Here is a 15,765-nt window from a genome sequence, read left to right as displayed (position 1 = left end):
CGGTTTATCTATCTTTATAATAACTGAATGAATTTATGAGACTATTTTTTATCTTGTGTGTCTGTTTTATCCAACCAGTTGCAGCGCAAACGATAAACCCAGCAACGGATCCTGAGTATAAAATGAGCGATCCCATTGAACCGATTAACCGTGTTTTTTGGGATTTTAACTATAAAATACTCGATCCTTATATCTACAAACCAACCACCGAAACCTACGTTGATTGGGTCCCTACAACGGGCAGAAAATCAATCAACAACTTTGTTGCCAACTTTTCAGAACCTTCGACAGTCATTAATAATTTATTGCAGTTAGAGTTTGAGCACGGTGGTAAAGCATTATTCCGTTTTGTTGTTAATACGACACTGGGTGTCTTGGGTTTTTTTGATGTCGCCGATGAGTTTGGCGTGCCTCGACGTCGTGAAAGTTTTTCCAATGTATTGGGACGTTGGTCTGTTCCCAATGGACCCTATTTAATGTTGCCCGTATTGGGACCTAGCAGCCCGAGGAAATTAGTGGGTAACTTTGTCGATGGGTTGTATTTTCCGATGAGTTATATCAGTTTTTGGGATCGGGTCGCTTTGTTAGCCCTCGATGGTCTAGATAAGCGTGAGCAATTGTTAGGGCAAGAGACGCTATTAGAGCAATCGTTAGATCCTTACCTTTTTGTTAAAGAAGCTTATATTCAATATGAAGCATTTAAGTTTTATTCTGGTGATGCTAATGCCAAAATCGAATTTATTATGAAAACAGACTCGCCAGAGAGAACAGGACAACCTGATCCCAATTTAGATAGCTATATGGATGAAATTGATTAAACATAATTATGAGGAATTAACTGGTGGCAACAACAAATATCATTACCATTGATGGGCCAAGCGGTTCAGGAAAAGGCACGGTTTGTCATATTCTTGCTAAAAAACTACAGTGGAACCTACTTGATAGTGGCGCATTATATCGGGTTTTAGCTTTTGCGGCATTGCAGCAAAAAATAGATTTAAGGATCACCAGACGCTGGTTAAATTAGCGCTAGATTTACAAGTTTCTTTCCAATCGAATGGTGTTGGTGTGGATACACTGCTATCTGGTAACAATATCGGTGATCAATTACGTACTGAAATTGTTGCCGATGCTGCATCGCAAATTGCATCAATTGAAGTCGTTAGAGATGCATTATTGGCTCGCCAAAAAGCATTTTATCAAAAGCCCGGCTTAATAGCCGATGGACGCGATATGGGGACGGTCGTTTTTCCTGATGCCACAGTGAAAGTATTCTTAGATGCAAGTGCAGAAGAGCGAGCACAACGTCGTTTTAATCAGTTGCAAGAGAAAGGCTTTAGTGTTAGCATTGCGCAAATTTTAAGCGAGATAAAAGAGCGAGATTTTCGTGATCGAAATCGCACTGTAGCGCCTTTACGGCCCGCAGAAGATGCATTTGTTATCGATTCAACTTGTTTGACTATCGATGAAGTGGTCGAGCAAATTCTTAATCTTGTCGCGCATAAATTAAATTTGTAGAAAATAATTTTCTGCTTTTAAAACACCACCTTATGGATAAAGTGGTTATCTTCCTCAGCCTCCCTTACTAATGGATTGTAAGTGGTTGTATAATAAATAAGTGTGAATAAATAGATGATGGAATCTTTTGCTGAACTGTTTGAAGAATCTCTTCAACAAGTAGAAACTCGCCCTGGTACGATTGTTAAAGGTACAATTGTTGGTATTCGTAATAACCTAGTATTCGTTGATGCGGGTCTTAAATCTGAAGCTGCAATTCCAGCTGAAGAGTTCAAGAATGCTGCTGGCGAACTAGAAGTTGCTATTGGCGATGTTGTAGATGTAGCGTTAGACGCGGTTGAAGATGGTTTCGGTGAAACTAAACTTTCTCGTGAAAAAGCGAAACGTCATGAAGCTTGGATCCAACTAGAGAAAGCTTACGAAGACCAAGAAACTGTTATCGGTGTTATCAACGGTAAAGTTAAAGGTGGTTTTACTGTTGAATTAAACGGTATCCGTGCTTTCCTACCTGGTTCATTAGTTGACGTACGTCCAGTACGTGACACTGCTCACCTTGAAAACAAAGATATTGAATTCAAAGTGATTAAACTTGACCAAAAACGTAACAACGTTGTTGTATCTCGTCGTGCTGTTATTGAAACAGAAAACAGTGCTGAACGTGATGAGTTACTTGAGAACCTTCAAGAAGGTCAAGATGTTAAAGGTATCGTTAAAAACCTAACTGACTACGGCGCGTTCGTAGATTTAGGTGGTGTTGACGGTCTACTTCATATCACAGATATGGCTTGGAAACGTGTTAAACACCCAAGTGAAATTGTTAATGTTGGTGATGAAATCAACGTTAAAGTACTTAAATATGATCGTGATCGTACTCGTGTATCACTTGGTCTTAAACAACTTGGTGAAGATCCATGGGTAGCAATTGCTAAGCGTTACCCTGAATCAACTCGTTTAACTGGTAAAGTGACTAACTTAACTGATTACGGTTGTTTCGTTGAGATCGAAGAAGGCGTTGAAGGTCTTGTTCACGTATCTGAAATGGATTGGACTAACAAAAATATCCACCCATCTAAAGTTGTAAATCTTGGTGATACAGCTGAAGTTATGGTATTGGATATTGATGAAGATCGTCGTCGTATCTCTTTAGGTCTTAAACAGTGTAAACCAAATCCATGGGAAGAGTTCTCTTCAACTCATGATAAAGGCCAAAAAGTATCAGGTAAAATCAAATCTATTACAGATTTCGGTATCTTCATTGGTCTAGATGGCAACATCGATGGTTTAGTACACCTTTCAGACATCAGCTGGGAAGTTGAAGGCGAAAAAGCTGTATTAGACTACAAAAAAGGCGACGAAATCGAAGCTGTAGTTCTACAAGTTGATCCTGAGCGTGAGCGTATCTCTTTAGGAATCAAACAAATAGCTATTGACCCGTTCAATAATTATTTAGCAGAATTCAAGAAAGGGTCTATTGTTACAGGTACTATTTCTGAAGTTGATGCTAAAGGAGCTACTGTTGCTCTTGCTGATGGTGTTGAAGGTTATATCCGTGTTGCTGATATTTCACGTGATCGTATCGAAGATGCATCTACAGAGCTAAAAGCTGGTGAATCAGTTGAAGCTAAATTCGTTGGTGTTGATCGTAAAAACCGCGTAATTAGCCTTTCTATCAAAGCGAAAGATGAAGCTGATGAGAAAGAAGCAATTGATACATTGAAGCAACAAGACGAAGCAAGCATGGGTAATGCAATGCTTGACGCGTTTAATGCTGCTAAAGGCAAATAATTTTACTCATTCCTTTAATGAATAGTTATTGGATTTAGTATTAATTTGACGTCAGTTTTCTGGCGTCATTATTTGTATTAACTGGTGTCGCTTTACTGTTTTCATTTATGAAATTGAGGTGAGTTATGACTAAGTCAGATTTAATAGAAAGACTAACCAGCAAACATTTTCAGTTGTCTGTTAAAGAAGTTGAAGAGAGTGTAAAAGAGATATTATCATTAATGACCAATTCATTGGCGAGTGCTGAGCGAATTGAAGTCAGAGGTTTTGGTAGCTTTTCATTACACTTTAGAGCTCCACGTATTGGCCGAAATCCGAAAACGGGTGATAAAGTTGAATTAGGTGGTAAGTTCGTTCCTCACTTCAAGCCAGGCAAAGCGCTTCGAGAGCGCGTTAATGTTTGATGCTTTTGCAAGTAACGACAATGGTGCTTTATAGCACCATTTTTTTTGCCTTGAAATTATTAATGGAGTTACCTCTCATTTTAACAACCATTAATGAGTCGATAATTATAGGATTTTATTACCGCCCCCCCATCACTTATAATCATGACACACCCGATTGATTTTTGTATTTTCAATGGTAACGGGTATATTCCCAATGGCATTTATAATACACTGATAGCAATCTCATTTTTATAGGTATAATTATGAAACGATTTTTGACTTTGCTTGTCGCAGTACTGTTTTTTATTATCGCGGTTGTGCTTGGCTTAAAAAACCAAGATATGGTTAATGTGAATTACATTGTGGCACAAAGTGACATGCATTTATCCACGCTATTAGCCATTACCTTTACAGTTGGTTTTGCTATTGCAGCCATTTCCATGGGCTGGCTTTATTTGCAACTGAAAGTGAAAAATAGGCTTTTACGTCGCGCTAATAATAAGCAACGTAAAGAGTTAGATAAATTACTTTCTCAGCCAGTCACCAATAAGGATTAAATTTCAGTGCAAGAAATTTTCTTTCTTTTACTTCCTGTTGCTGCCTTTTATGGCTGGTATATGGGGGTGCGCAGTGTGCACCAAAAAAATCAGAAGAAAGGTAATAAACTTAGCCGAGATTATGTCCAAGGTCTCAACTTTCTTTTGAATGAGCAACCCGATAAAGCGGTTGACCATTTTATTGCACTGCTTGAAGTTGACAGTGAAACTATTGAAACACATCTTGCCTTAGGTAACTTATTTCGGCAACGCGGTGAGGTTGATCGCGCTATTCGTATTCATCAAAATTTAATAGCACGCCCCAGTTTAACGCGTGAACAAAGAGATTTAGCATTACTACAATTGGGTAAAGATTTTTACCAATCAGGGCTATTAGACCGTAGTGAAGATATATTTAGTAAACTTAAAGAATCCCCTGATTATCACCAAATAGCCCTAGAAAACTTACTACAGATTTACCAGCAGCTAAAAGATTGGAAGGAAGCCGTTGCTGTTACTGAGAGCCTGCACAAGCAGTCCAAAGGGAAAACTAAACGTAGAACGTTATCTTATCTCTATTGCAGCCTAGCGGAACAACTTAATCAACCTGTTGATGAAAAGCAGAAGATCAAAATTTACCAAAAAGCATTAGCTGTATGGCCTAGTTGTGTACGTGCCAATATTGCTTTAAGTGATTATTATACGCAAAAGGGAATGCCAGAAAAGGCACTTGCTATTTTGGAGTTGATACCTGAACTTGATATCGATTTTACGGAAGTCATTTTAGATAAATTATTAGCATTGCATGAGCAACTTGGTAGTGAACAAAGATTAATTGCTTATTTATATCGTATTGTGAGCCTTGGTGGTGGCGCTAGCGCCGTTATTATCTTAGCTAAACTAATAGAAAAACATCAAGGTATCGTCAAAGCACAGGCGTTTATGTTGCAGGAATTACGGCGTAATCCTACGATGAAAGGCTTTAACCACTTCATCACCTATCACTTACAACAGGCTCAATCGTCTAGTGAAAAAGAGAGCTTGAATTCATTACAACAATTAGTTTCTGAACAAATTAAATTACGCCCAAAATATCGCTGCCAGAAATGTGGCTATTCAAGCAAAAAATTATTTTGGCTTTGCCCCTCTTGTAGAAGTTGGGGGCGTATCAAGCCTATTCGAGGGTTAGATGGTGAGTAGGGGGCTTTTAGCGAAAATTCCGAGTTGAAAGTGCGAATTTAAGGGGCTAAACTGCGCGCTTTCGTTTTAAGATTTTACTGCAAAGATTATCGTAATAGATAAGATAGGTTGGCCTTTAGGGCATTAAGAATAGGAACAATAATGAGTCACATTACCGATCCAAAAGTTGTTATCGCATTAGATTATGATGATAGGCAAGCCGCATTAAATTTCATTAACCAACTTGATCCAAAAAGTTGTCGTCTTAAAATAGGTAAGGAGATGTTTACCCATTTTGGCCCTGATTTTGTGAAAGAAATTGTACAAAAAAACTTCGACGTTTTTCTGGATCTAAAATTTCATGATATTCCTAATACCGTTGCTAAAGCAGTGAAAGCCTCGGCAGATCTTGGAGTTTGGATGGTTAACGTTCATGCCAGTGGTGGACGACGTATGATGGAAGCGGCAAAAGCGATCCTTGAACCTTACGGTGACAAAGCGCCATTATTAATCGCAGTGACTGTTTTAACGAGTATGGATCAATCAGACTTAACTGAATTAGGTATTACCTTAACACCAGCCGAGCAAGTGAAGCGTCTTGCTATGTTAACCAAACAATCTGGCCTTGATGGGGTGGTTTGTTCTTCTCACGAAGCGCATGAGCTAAAAGAGTTATTAGGTGCGGAGTTTAAATTGATCACACCGGGCATTCGTCCAGAGGGAACTGATGCAGGCGATCAGCGTCGTATTATGACGCCTAAAGAGGCGATAAATGCAGGATCTGATTACTTGGTTATCGGCCGTCCAATTACACAATCGACTGATCCAGTGCAAGTATTAGCTGAGATAAATGCAACCTTGCATCAGGATAAGTAATGAAAAAGTTTGATATGAATAGATATAAAATGGAATTTATGGAGAAATTTGCCTTTGATTTCAAAGAGTGGATGTCTCCAGCCATTCGTGACTATTATTCATTATTTATCAAAAAAGCGCACAATAATCGTACCCAGCTACTTTCTTGGGTGAAAGAGTACTCAATTTTAAAAGATGGCCGTTCCGTTAGTGTCGAACAAAAGCCGGTGCAACTTTCTCCCGAAGCAAGGGAGCTTTTTTTATTACTAAAAAGCAAGCTTGGAGAAGAGGTACATGTGGGAGATTGGCTAACAATTTCACAGCAGCGCATTGATCAATTCTCTGATGTCACTGAAGATCACCAGTGGCTGCATAATGACATTGAACGTGCGCAAAATGAGTCTCCTTTTAAAACGACTATTGCTCATGGATTTTTGACATTATCGTTATTGCCACGTTTAACCGATAGTGTTAACCCAGACAAACCGCTCTATGCTAATGCCAAAATGACGGTTAATTATGGCCTTAATCAAGTGCGTTTTCCTTACCCAGTTAAAGCAGGAAGTGTTGTTCGAGCCCATAGTCGATTAATTAAAGTCACCCCGATTAAAAGCGGCTTAGAAATTGAAAAAGAGATCTCCGTAGAAATCAAAAATACTCGCCGCCCAGGCTGTGTTGCGGTTTCTGTGGTGCGGGTTTATTTTTAGTATTCATTAAATGCGGGTCATTGCCCGCACGCTGTATCTCTTTTTCATCCCCCCTATAAAGTACTAAAAAATCTCCATTTACTCTAAAGTTATTTTCTTAATGGTCGATAAATAAAATATAAGTCATTGAATTTATGTTTAAATTTTGTGAATGTTAAATCAATAATATAAATTAGGGATAAATGGTAGTGGCTACAGTAAATACAAATGTAATGTCACTGAATGCACAACGCCAGCTAAGCAAATCACAAGCAACCAGTAACCAAGCCATGGAACGTTTATCTTCTGGTTTACGTATTAACAGTGCCAAAGATGATGCTGCAGGTCTTGCTATTTCGACTGGTATACAATCACAAGTTAAAGGTATTAACCAAGCGGTGCGTAACGCTAACGATGGAGTGTCGATGGCACAAACTGCTGAAGGGGCAATGGATGAAATGACCAACATCCTACAACGTATGCGTGAACTTTCTGTACAATCTGCCAATGATACTAACTCAGCCTCAAACAGAAAAGCGATTCAAGAAGAGGTTGACCAACTGCACTCTGAATTAGATCGTATTGCTGAAACAACGGAATTCAATGGTACGAAACTACTGAACGGTAGCGCGGGTGAAACTACACTGCAAATTGGTGCAAATATAGGGCAAACATTAAGCTTCTCTATCGCCTCGGTCAGTACAAATAGTTTAGGTTTAAATGGTAATTTAAATAAGGGTGATTTAAATGGTGGTCGAGTTCAGCTTGCGACTACTGGCGTTGACGGCGACTTGAAAATTAATGGTACTAATATTCCTAAATCTGATTCAGCTTCAGCCATTGACATCGCTAAGGCAATTAACAGCAAAGTCGCAGACACAGCGGTGCTAGCTAGTGCCTATAATGTTATACAAGGGGATGATGCAAATCTACCTGTAACGGGGATTACTACCGCTCTTCAAATTCGTGTTGGTACTGCTGCGGTTGTGACATTAGGGGCTACTTCCTCTATGGAGAACTTAGTAGAAACTATCAATCGTGATGTGGCTGGGATAAGTGCTGCATTAGGTGATAAGGGCGAGCTCTTGCTAACCAACGATACGGGGGCTGATATTACTATTGGTGGCGGTCAAAGTGTGGCAACGGGATTGATTGATAGAACATATTCAGGTTATCTAGCCCTACACAGTCTAGACGATAACAGTATTGCCGTGAGTGGGGCGCAAACTCTGAATGCGGGTTTTTTAGAATCCAATGGTATTGACTCCATTGTCGGAAAATGGATGACGACGGCATCATTCGATATTATGGCGAACGATAAATTACAAATTAACGGTGTAGATATTGCGCCTGCAGCTATCGCATCTCCAACTCAATTGGAAGCATATATTAACTCTTACAGTGAGCTAACTGGCGTAACCTTATCTGCAGTTGGATTTCCGAAGATGGTCTATGCGGCTGAGTATGGTATTGGAGTTGAGATCACCTCGAATGCGACGACTCAAACAGATCGCGGATTAGCGCTAAGAAAGTTGGGAATGCCCACAGAGATGGGGGGAAAATCAATTGATGCTTTAGGTGTTAACATAAAAACAGCTGCTCACGCCAGTAAAAGCATTGACTTGATCGATAAAGCTTTAGGTAAAATTAGTGATTCTCGGGCAAGTTTGGGGGCGATTCAAAATCGCTTAGGCTCTACAGTTGCTAACTTAGAAAATGTATCTCAAAATTTAGCCGCTGCGAACTCGCGAATTCAAGATGCTGACTTTGCGGCAGAAACCTCGAAAATGAGTAAAGCACAAATATTACAACAAGCGGGGACATCAATGCTTTCCCAAGCGAATGCATCGGCTCAAAGTGTACTATCAATGCTTGGCTAACCCTACATAGATAGTTGCTAACATGCTGGTGGGGTGATTTCCTTGCTCTGGCATCTGACTTAGCGCCTGATAACTACAGCCCAAACTCTATCCTCTGTCGTGTTTAATCAACATGCACAAAAAAACATCTCTTTTCTTCTAAAGTTATTTTTCTCCCTGTCGATAAAGTAATTAAGTCTGAACATCGACTGTTTTGAAAATGAACCGTTACAAAATAAATAACGAAAAATTTGCAAAAAACATTAAAGTTATTTTTTAAGCGGTCGATAAATTAAACATAACCAATTGAACTGATATTTAAGCCCTCTAAATCTTAAGTCAGAAATATATAAACCAAGGAGCACATCATGGTCGCAGTAGTAAACACAAATGTAATGTCACTGAACGCACAACGTCAGTTAAACAAATCACAGGCAACCAGTAACCAAGCCATGGAACGTTTATCTTCTGGCTTACGTATTAACAGCGCCAAAGATGATGCAGCGGGTCTTGCGATTTCGACTGGTATGCAATCACAAATTAAAGGTATCAACCAAGCGGTACGTAACGCTAACGATGGTGTGTCAATGGCACAAACCGCTGAGGGTTCAATGGATGAGATGACTAACATCCTACAACGTATGCGTGAACTTTCTGTGCAATCTGCCAATGATACTAACTCAGCATCAAACAGAAAAGCGATTCAAGAAGAAGTTGATCAACTACACTCTGAATTAGACCGTATTGCTGAAACAACAGAATTCAACGGTACGAAACTACTTAACGGCACAGCAGGTGAGACAACACTGCAAATTGGTGCAAACTCAGGACAAACATTAAGCTTCTCTATCGCATCAGTAACCACTAATGACTTAGGTCTAAACGGTGACCTTAATAAAGGTGATCTAAACGGTGGTCGTGTAACAGGTGATCTAACTGCATCTGCTATTGATATCAATGGTGTGTCAATTGGAGCGGCAACGCCTATCACTAGCAATACTGCATTAGCAAATGCGAATGCAATTAACGATAAAACAGCAGAAACAGGTGTCAGAGCAAATGCCTATAACGTCGTGCAAGGTGCTTCAACTGAAGGTGGTAAAGCATTAACGGGTATTACCGATGGTACACTACAAATCACAGTGGGTGATGCCAAAACAGTTACACTCGGTGCAACGTCATCAATGTCTAACTTAGTTGATACAATTAACCGTGATGTAGCTGGTGTTACTGCATCATTGGATGATAAGGGCGGATTACTACTAACCAATGATACTGGTGCCGATATTACTATTGCTGGTACAGCAACTAACACGGGCTTAACTGCAACAACAAATCAAGGTTATATTGCTTTAACTAGTGAAGATGGTTCTGCAATTAGTGTGAGTGACCACAATGCTCCGACTAAAGGTGCTAAAACTATATTAGCTGGATTTAACGTATCAAATGGTGCTGGTGCAATCTCAACTAGCTCTGCAGGTACTTACAATGGTCTCATTACGGCAACAGATGGTATTCAAATTAATGGTGTAGATTTAGTTGCATCAACAGCAGCTACTGGTGCTGCAATCGCTACCGAGATTAATAAACTCACTGAGCAAACAGGTGTGACTGCAAACTTTACTGGTGGTAAGTTAAATTTTGCCTCTGCAGATGGCAGTGCGGTTGAAATCACCTCAAAAGCGGATGGTCAGACTAATCAAGCAGCTGCTCTTGCTAAATTGGGGATGACTGGTGAAATGGGCGGTAAGGTTATCGATAGTTTAGGTACCAATGTATCAACCATGGCGGGCGCTGTGAGCACTATCGACAAGATCGATGAAGCGCTAGGTAAAATCAGTGATTCTCGTGCAAGTTTGGGTGCGATTCAAAACCGTCTAGGCTCTACAGTTTCTAACTTAGAAAATGTATCGCAAAACTTAGCGGCTTCTAACTCGCGTATTCAAGATGCTGACTTTGCTGCAGAAACCTCTAAAATGAGTAAAGCACAGATATTACAACAAGCGGGTACATCAATGCTTTCACAGGCAAATGCATCGGCTCAAAGTGTACTATCAATGCTTGGGTAATCACCTTGGGTAGCTTAGATTAATAAGTTGGTTATAAATAGCTCCCTATTTTGTAGGGGGCTTTTTTACCATTAGCTAGTTGAGAATTGAGGAGGATATATGTCTGAGTTAACAGTGACCGCATCAGCAAGTAGATTGGTTCCCTTAGAGGGAGACAATATAACGGCAAAAGCACGTAATAATGCGATTGAAGTTGGCATTAATGAAGAGCAAGAGGGCCTCGTTAGTCCACTGCAAGAAAGTGAAAAAGTAACCGAAAATTTGTCAAGTAAAGAAGCAGAAAGCGCGATTGCAGAGATTAATGCCTTTGTACAAAGTATGCAGCGAAATCTCTCTTTTCAGGTCGACGAAGATCTTGGCGAGTCGATTATTTCGGTTAAAGATATGGAAACCGATGAATTAATTCGTCAAATTCCATCTGAAGAGCTAGTGGTACTACGTAAAAAAATGGACGATGTTGCAGGGATTCTATTTGATACTAAAGTGTAGTTAGTTGTTATCTATGCCATAATGGCTGGTTATTAGATAGCGGACTGATGTGGTTTTAATTGGTCTGATTTTTGCTTTTAATTCCTTTGGTAACCGATTTTTATAAGCGAGTAGGGAATAATTATGTCTTCCATCACTTCCACTGGGCTTGGCTCAGGACTGGATATTAACAGCATTGTGACGGCAATTGTGGGGGCTGAAAAAGATCCTCTTATTGCTAAAATGATGAAATCATCCGCCGAAGCAACGGCAAAAATATCCGCCTATGGCATGCTTAATAGCGAGTTATCTGGTTTTAAATCATCCTATAAACAACTTGGTTATGGCTCTACCTTTTCAGCTGCTGCGGCAACGAGTAGTGATAAGGGGATACTTGATGCAACCTTGGGCTTAGGTGCGGAAACCGGGCAATGGGAGTTTGAAGTAAAACAGCGCGCACAGGCGCACACCTTAATTTCCTCGGCTGCAGATGCCTTTGACTCTGTGAACGATCCCGTCGGCACGGGGGTAATCTCCTTTCGTTTTGGTACCTATAGTGACGTTGATGGTAGTTTTTCCGTCGATCCGAACAAACCGATTGAGACCTTAACCATCGATAGCAGTAATAACTCTTTAACGTCGATGCGAGATGCCATTAATGAAGGTGATTATAGTGTAAGTGCTTCGATAGTTAATGATGGTACAAATTACCGCCTTGTATTAACAAATAAGGAGACAGGCGAAGCTAACGGTATCGAGTTAACCGTGCAAGATGATGATGGTAATAATCAAGATGGCACAGGTCTATCGCGCTTTACCTATTCAGAAACCACCAAGAATGCGGAACAAACCGCCGCCGCGCAAGATGCCAAAATCATCATGAATGGTATTACCATTTCACGTGCTAGTAACGAAATCAGTAATGTCATTGAAGGTGTCACATTAAACTTAAATGGTGAAACCGAGATTGGTAAAACGGTGACTTTAAAAATTAATAAAGACACCAGTAAAGTGGAAGAACAAATTCAAGCCTTCGTTGATAACTATAACAGTACTATTCTAAAAATGAATGAGTTAACCAAGGCAGGTGGGGTAGGGGATTCCGATGGTATTTTGAATGGTGATTCAACGATTCGTAATATTCAAAGCCAAATGCGCTCAGTGCTTAATACCTCCGTTGACCACATTCAAGGTAGTGTAAAAAGCTTTGCAGATTTGGGCATATTGACCAATAGAGATGGCACGCTTTCCCTCGATTCATTAAAGTTTTCTAATATATTAAAAAATGATATGGATAGTGTTGCTGAGTTTTTTACTGCGTCGGGCTCGGCATCTGATCCCATGGTCTCATTCGAAAGCAATAGCAGTTTAACTAAACCGGGTACTTATTCGGTCGAAGTGACGCAGTTGGCGACACAGGGGATACTTACCGGTACGGATATTGGCCTCAATTTTCCGCTAACTATCGATGCGGATAACGATAGTTTTACCATGCGTGTCGATGGTTACTTGTCTGGCAATATAAACCTCAGCCAGAAAAGTTATGCAACGATAGAAGAGCTGGCGATTGAAATGCAGTCGCAAATTAATTCCGATAGCAACTTTGTAAGTAATGGCATTAGTGTCAATATTGCCAATGATGCTGGAAAATTAGCTATTACATCAAATAAATATGGATCATCCTCCACGGTTGCCTTTACTCAGGTGGATACTAATTTTTTGACTTCCGTCGGGTTAGATGTGCAAGGTGGTATTAATGGTGTAGATGCCGAAGGATTAATTGATGGTGTTGCTGCATTTGGTGATGGTCAATATCTATTGTCACAGGATGGTAAATCAAATGGTATTAAATTACTCATTGAAGGTGGTGCATTAGGCAGTCGTGGCACGGTTACCTACGCAGAGGGGGTCACCAAGCTGATGAATGATGTGCTAGCCGGTATTATCGATGCGAATATTAGCTCATCGACGGGAGATATAGAAAAAAGTAATACTATCATTGATGGTAAGATTGACTCTTTATATAAGAAAATAAATACGATTGACGAGCAACAAACCGCCGTTAATTACCGCATGGATAAGTTAGAAGCGCGCCTCTATAAGGATTTTAATGCTATGGATATGGCAGTTTCTAGCCTTAATAATACCATGAGCTATTTAAAAGCAACGCTCGATGCCTTACCAGGATACACCCGCGAAAAATAGACGCATATTTTTATGTTAGACTCTTTAAGCGGATGTCAAAAATCACGATTTTTACATCCGCTTTTTATTGCTCCTCGAGATTCATCGATTACTCTTTTTTGCTTGTGCAGCAATAAATATACCGATACAACGCACATTTTATTGGGTTTTTCTTATTTTTCACTCTTCTAGTCTATATAATCTTTTTATTCAGTTATTTTAATTAGGTACGGCAATGTCATCTCAGTTAGATCCATTAATGGTAAAAATTCAAACACAACTATTGCGTGCTACATTTTTAAAAAATATGGCGGTATTAAAGACTCAGATGCCGACTATTTATCAATATTATCAGAATTATACGCCGACCAAGGTGCAGTTAGGATTAGATAGTCATGGTCATGTAAATTTAATCAGCAATGGTGAGTATGTTTATCAAGAAGATCCTAAGCTAGCTAGCCAAGCACAGATTGACCTCTTTATTCGTAATCCAGTACAGTTTGATTATGAAGTTTACCAAAACAAAGATCATCAGAGTAAATATGAGCATGAACGTGTTATTCACAGACTATTTCAAAAACGTCGCGATGAATTAGGCGTTTATTCTCAATTTCAATTAAAAGCAGGCGACAGTGTTAATTTTATCGCGATTATCGGTAGTGGGCTTGGTTATCATATTGAAGGGTTGTTTGAAAAGTTTGCGATTCGTTCCGCTTATGTGTACGAACCTGAGCCAGATTGCTTTTATGCTATGTTGCATACGATTGATATTGAAAAATTATTAACTGATTGTCAGCGCCGTGGGGGGGAAATTAGTTTTAAAATTGGCGGCAATGAGAATGAATTTGTTAATGAAATTTATAAAAGTTTTAAGCGACAAGGGTTTTTCAATATAGCGCAAATGTATCAGTACCGTCATTATTTGAGTGATAAAACCACCGATGCCTTTAAAAAAATTAAAGAAGTTGCCTATCGTTATCAATCAGGTTGGGGGTTTTGTGAAGATGAAATCATTGGTATCTCCCATACATTAACCAATATTTCTGCTAATAAAGCGGCGACGTTATTACAACATGCCAAATTTCAAGTCAAAGAGCAGCCCGTGTTTATTATTGGTAACGGCCCCTCGCTCGATGAGTGCTTACCCTTTATTAAAGAGAACCAAAACAACGCGATTATTATTTCCTCGGGGACGTCGTTAAAGCCGTTGCTTAACTACGGCATAAAGCCTGATATGCACGTTGAACAAGAGAGACCGATGTCGATTTACCAATGGGTAAAAAAAGTGGGGCATGAAGAGGTGCTAAAGGAGATACCGCTGATTTGTTTAAATACGGTTTATCCCGGTATTCTCTCGCTCTTTAAGCAGCCCTATGTGATGTTAAAAACCGGAGATGCCGGCACCAGTTTTATTCATGATCATATTTCCGATAGATATGAAGAACTCTTTTATTGTAACCCAACCGTCACCAATGCCTCTAGTGCAGGGGCGATTGCAATGGGCTTTAAAAAATTATTTCTGTTTGGTCTCGATTATGGATTTAAATCGCAAGATGAACATCACGCTAAGGACAGTATTTATTATAAAGATATTGACCATTTTAAGATGCACTATGATTTTAAAGTTCCTGGGAATTTTGTTGACGAGGTATTAACCATCAGAACCTTTGATAACTCTCGTGGCGTGTTAGAGATGTTACTTGAACAGAACAGAGATGTTGAATGTGTTAATTGCAGTGATGGCGCTCGAATATTGTTGACGACACCCTGTCGCGTTGATGCTTTACCTGCATTTCCCGTAATAGAGAATAAAGTGCAACTCATTAGTCAGCATCTTGCTAGTTGTTTTGATAATGATTACACGATAAAGCATGATTTATTTGCAGAATTTAGTGATGTTATGGCTTACTTTGATGGGTATATCGAGACATTACTAGACATGTTCAATGGGGTTAACAATAAAGAGGATTTAACGCAGGCTTTTTCGGCACAGTATCTATTCATGAACAGTGTTGATGCGGGCAAGCAGAGAAAATTATTTCACCGTTTTTTTTGCGGCTCTTTAAACTATTTGCAAACCAGCATTATGAGCAACCTTAATAATTATCACGATGAAAAAGCACGTAATCGGTTTATTCAATTTTGTGTTAAAGAGATGAGCGACCATTTTATTTGGCTATTAGCTGATCTTAAAGCACACTACAATCAACCAGCAAGAGCCTAGTTGCGTTTATCAAGGA

Annotated in this window: 12 protein-coding genes and 1 pseudogene; all 13 read left to right on the top strand. The window is 39.5% G+C overall.

Features of this window, described 5'->3' with window-relative positions; genetic code table 11:
* The first annotated feature begins 35 nt into the window (after positions 1-35).
* The 13 genes and pseudogenes from AB2N10_RS08975 to AB2N10_RS08915 all read left to right on the top strand — a co-directional run bounded on the left by AB2N10_RS08975 (position 36) and on the right by AB2N10_RS08915 (position 15,749).
* On the top strand, positions 36-818 hold the full coding sequence (locus AB2N10_RS08975) for a VacJ family lipoprotein (protein WP_354624002.1): 783 nt from the start codon (positions 36-38) through the stop codon (positions 816-818).
* A gap of 23 nt (positions 819-841) precedes the next feature.
* Positions 842-1,518 (top strand): annotated as a pseudogene (cmk, locus tag AB2N10_RS08970) ((d)CMP kinase).
* A gap of 114 nt (positions 1,519-1,632) precedes the next feature.
* Positions 1,633-3,303 carry a 30S ribosomal protein S1 gene (gene rpsA, locus AB2N10_RS08965; protein WP_369433725.1) on the top strand — a complete coding sequence of 557 codons (1,671 nt, stop codon included), beginning with the start codon at positions 1,633-1,635 and terminating at the stop codon, positions 3,301-3,303.
* A gap of 125 nt (positions 3,304-3,428) precedes the next feature.
* Positions 3,429-3,707 carry an integration host factor subunit beta gene (locus AB2N10_RS08960; RefSeq protein ID WP_369433724.1) on the top strand — a complete coding sequence of 93 codons (279 nt, stop codon included), beginning with the start codon at positions 3,429-3,431 and terminating at the stop codon, positions 3,705-3,707.
* Positions 3,708-3,952: 245 nt separating this feature from the next.
* Positions 3,953-4,246 carry a lipopolysaccharide assembly protein LapA domain-containing protein gene (locus tag AB2N10_RS08955; RefSeq protein ID WP_354624006.1) on the top strand — a complete coding sequence of 98 codons (294 nt, stop codon included), beginning with the start codon at positions 3,953-3,955 and terminating at the stop codon, positions 4,244-4,246.
* Between the two features lie 6 nt (positions 4,247-4,252).
* Complete coding sequence (gene lapB / locus AB2N10_RS08950) at positions 4,253-5,425, top strand: lipopolysaccharide assembly protein LapB (RefSeq protein WP_354624007.1); 1,173 nt, start codon at positions 4,253-4,255, stop codon at positions 5,423-5,425.
* 141 nt (positions 5,426-5,566) lie between these two features.
* A complete protein-coding gene (gene pyrF, locus AB2N10_RS08945; protein ID WP_354624008.1) occupies positions 5,567-6,280 on the top strand; it encodes an orotidine-5'-phosphate decarboxylase in 714 nt (237 codons plus the stop codon).
* Positions 6,280-6,966: a MaoC family dehydratase gene (locus tag AB2N10_RS08940; RefSeq protein WP_369433723.1), complete on the top strand. Its 687-nt coding sequence runs from the start codon at positions 6,280-6,282 to the stop codon at positions 6,964-6,966. The genes pyrF and AB2N10_RS08940 overlap by 1 nt, the downstream gene beginning before the upstream one ends.
* A gap of 182 nt (positions 6,967-7,148) precedes the next feature.
* A complete protein-coding gene (locus AB2N10_RS08935; protein ID WP_354624011.1) occupies positions 7,149-8,825 on the top strand; it encodes a flagellin in 1,677 nt (558 codons plus the stop codon).
* 347 nt (positions 8,826-9,172) lie between these two features.
* Positions 9,173-10,873, top strand: a complete 1,701-nt coding sequence (locus tag AB2N10_RS08930) for a flagellin (RefSeq protein ID WP_354624012.1) — start codon at positions 9,173-9,175, stop codon at positions 10,871-10,873.
* Between the two features lie 99 nt (positions 10,874-10,972).
* Positions 10,973-11,362 (top strand): flagellar protein FlaG, encoded by a 390-nt coding sequence (locus AB2N10_RS08925; protein WP_354624014.1) that lies wholly within the window; start codon positions 10,973-10,975, stop codon positions 11,360-11,362.
* 123 nt (positions 11,363-11,485) lie between these two features.
* A complete protein-coding gene (gene fliD, locus AB2N10_RS08920; protein WP_369433722.1) occupies positions 11,486-13,546 on the top strand; it encodes a flagellar filament capping protein FliD in 2,061 nt (686 codons plus the stop codon).
* Positions 13,547-13,760: 214 nt separating this feature from the next.
* Positions 13,761-15,749, top strand: coding sequence for a 6-hydroxymethylpterin diphosphokinase MptE-like protein (locus AB2N10_RS08915; RefSeq protein ID WP_369433721.1), 1,989 nt, complete (start codon positions 13,761-13,763; stop codon positions 15,747-15,749).
* The last annotated feature ends 16 nt before the right edge of the window (positions 15,750-15,765 follow it).

The sequence above is a fragment of the Psychromonas sp. MME1 genome (assembly GCF_041080865.1).
Taxonomy (GTDB): Bacteria; Pseudomonadota; Gammaproteobacteria; order Enterobacterales; family Psychromonadaceae; genus Psychromonas.
Note: the sequence above shows the minus strand (reverse complement) of the source record. Positions and strands in the feature narration are given on the sequence as shown.

Coding starts and splice junctions, on each gene's coding strand:
- AB2N10_RS08975 (WP_354624002.1), top strand. CDS start 36: ATGAGACTATTTTTTATCTTGTGTGTCTGTTTTATCCAACCAGTTGCA.
- rpsA (WP_369433725.1), top strand. CDS start 1,633: ATGATGGAATCTTTTGCTGAACTGTTTGAAGAATCTCTTCAACAAGTA.
- AB2N10_RS08960 (WP_369433724.1), top strand. CDS start 3,429: ATGACTAAGTCAGATTTAATAGAAAGACTAACCAGCAAACATTTTCAG.
- AB2N10_RS08955 (WP_354624006.1), top strand. CDS start 3,953: ATGAAACGATTTTTGACTTTGCTTGTCGCAGTACTGTTTTTTATTATC.
- pyrF (WP_354624008.1), top strand. CDS start 5,567: ATGAGTCACATTACCGATCCAAAAGTTGTTATCGCATTAGATTATGAT.
- AB2N10_RS08940 (WP_369433723.1), top strand. CDS start 6,280: ATGAAAAAGTTTGATATGAATAGATATAAAATGGAATTTATGGAGAAA.
- AB2N10_RS08935 (WP_354624011.1), top strand. CDS start 7,149: ATGGTAGTGGCTACAGTAAATACAAATGTAATGTCACTGAATGCACAA.
- AB2N10_RS08930 (WP_354624012.1), top strand. CDS start 9,173: ATGGTCGCAGTAGTAAACACAAATGTAATGTCACTGAACGCACAACGT.
- AB2N10_RS08925 (WP_354624014.1), top strand. CDS start 10,973: ATGTCTGAGTTAACAGTGACCGCATCAGCAAGTAGATTGGTTCCCTTA.
- fliD (WP_369433722.1), top strand. CDS start 11,486: ATGTCTTCCATCACTTCCACTGGGCTTGGCTCAGGACTGGATATTAAC.
- AB2N10_RS08915 (WP_369433721.1), top strand. CDS start 13,761: ATGTCATCTCAGTTAGATCCATTAATGGTAAAAATTCAAACACAACTA.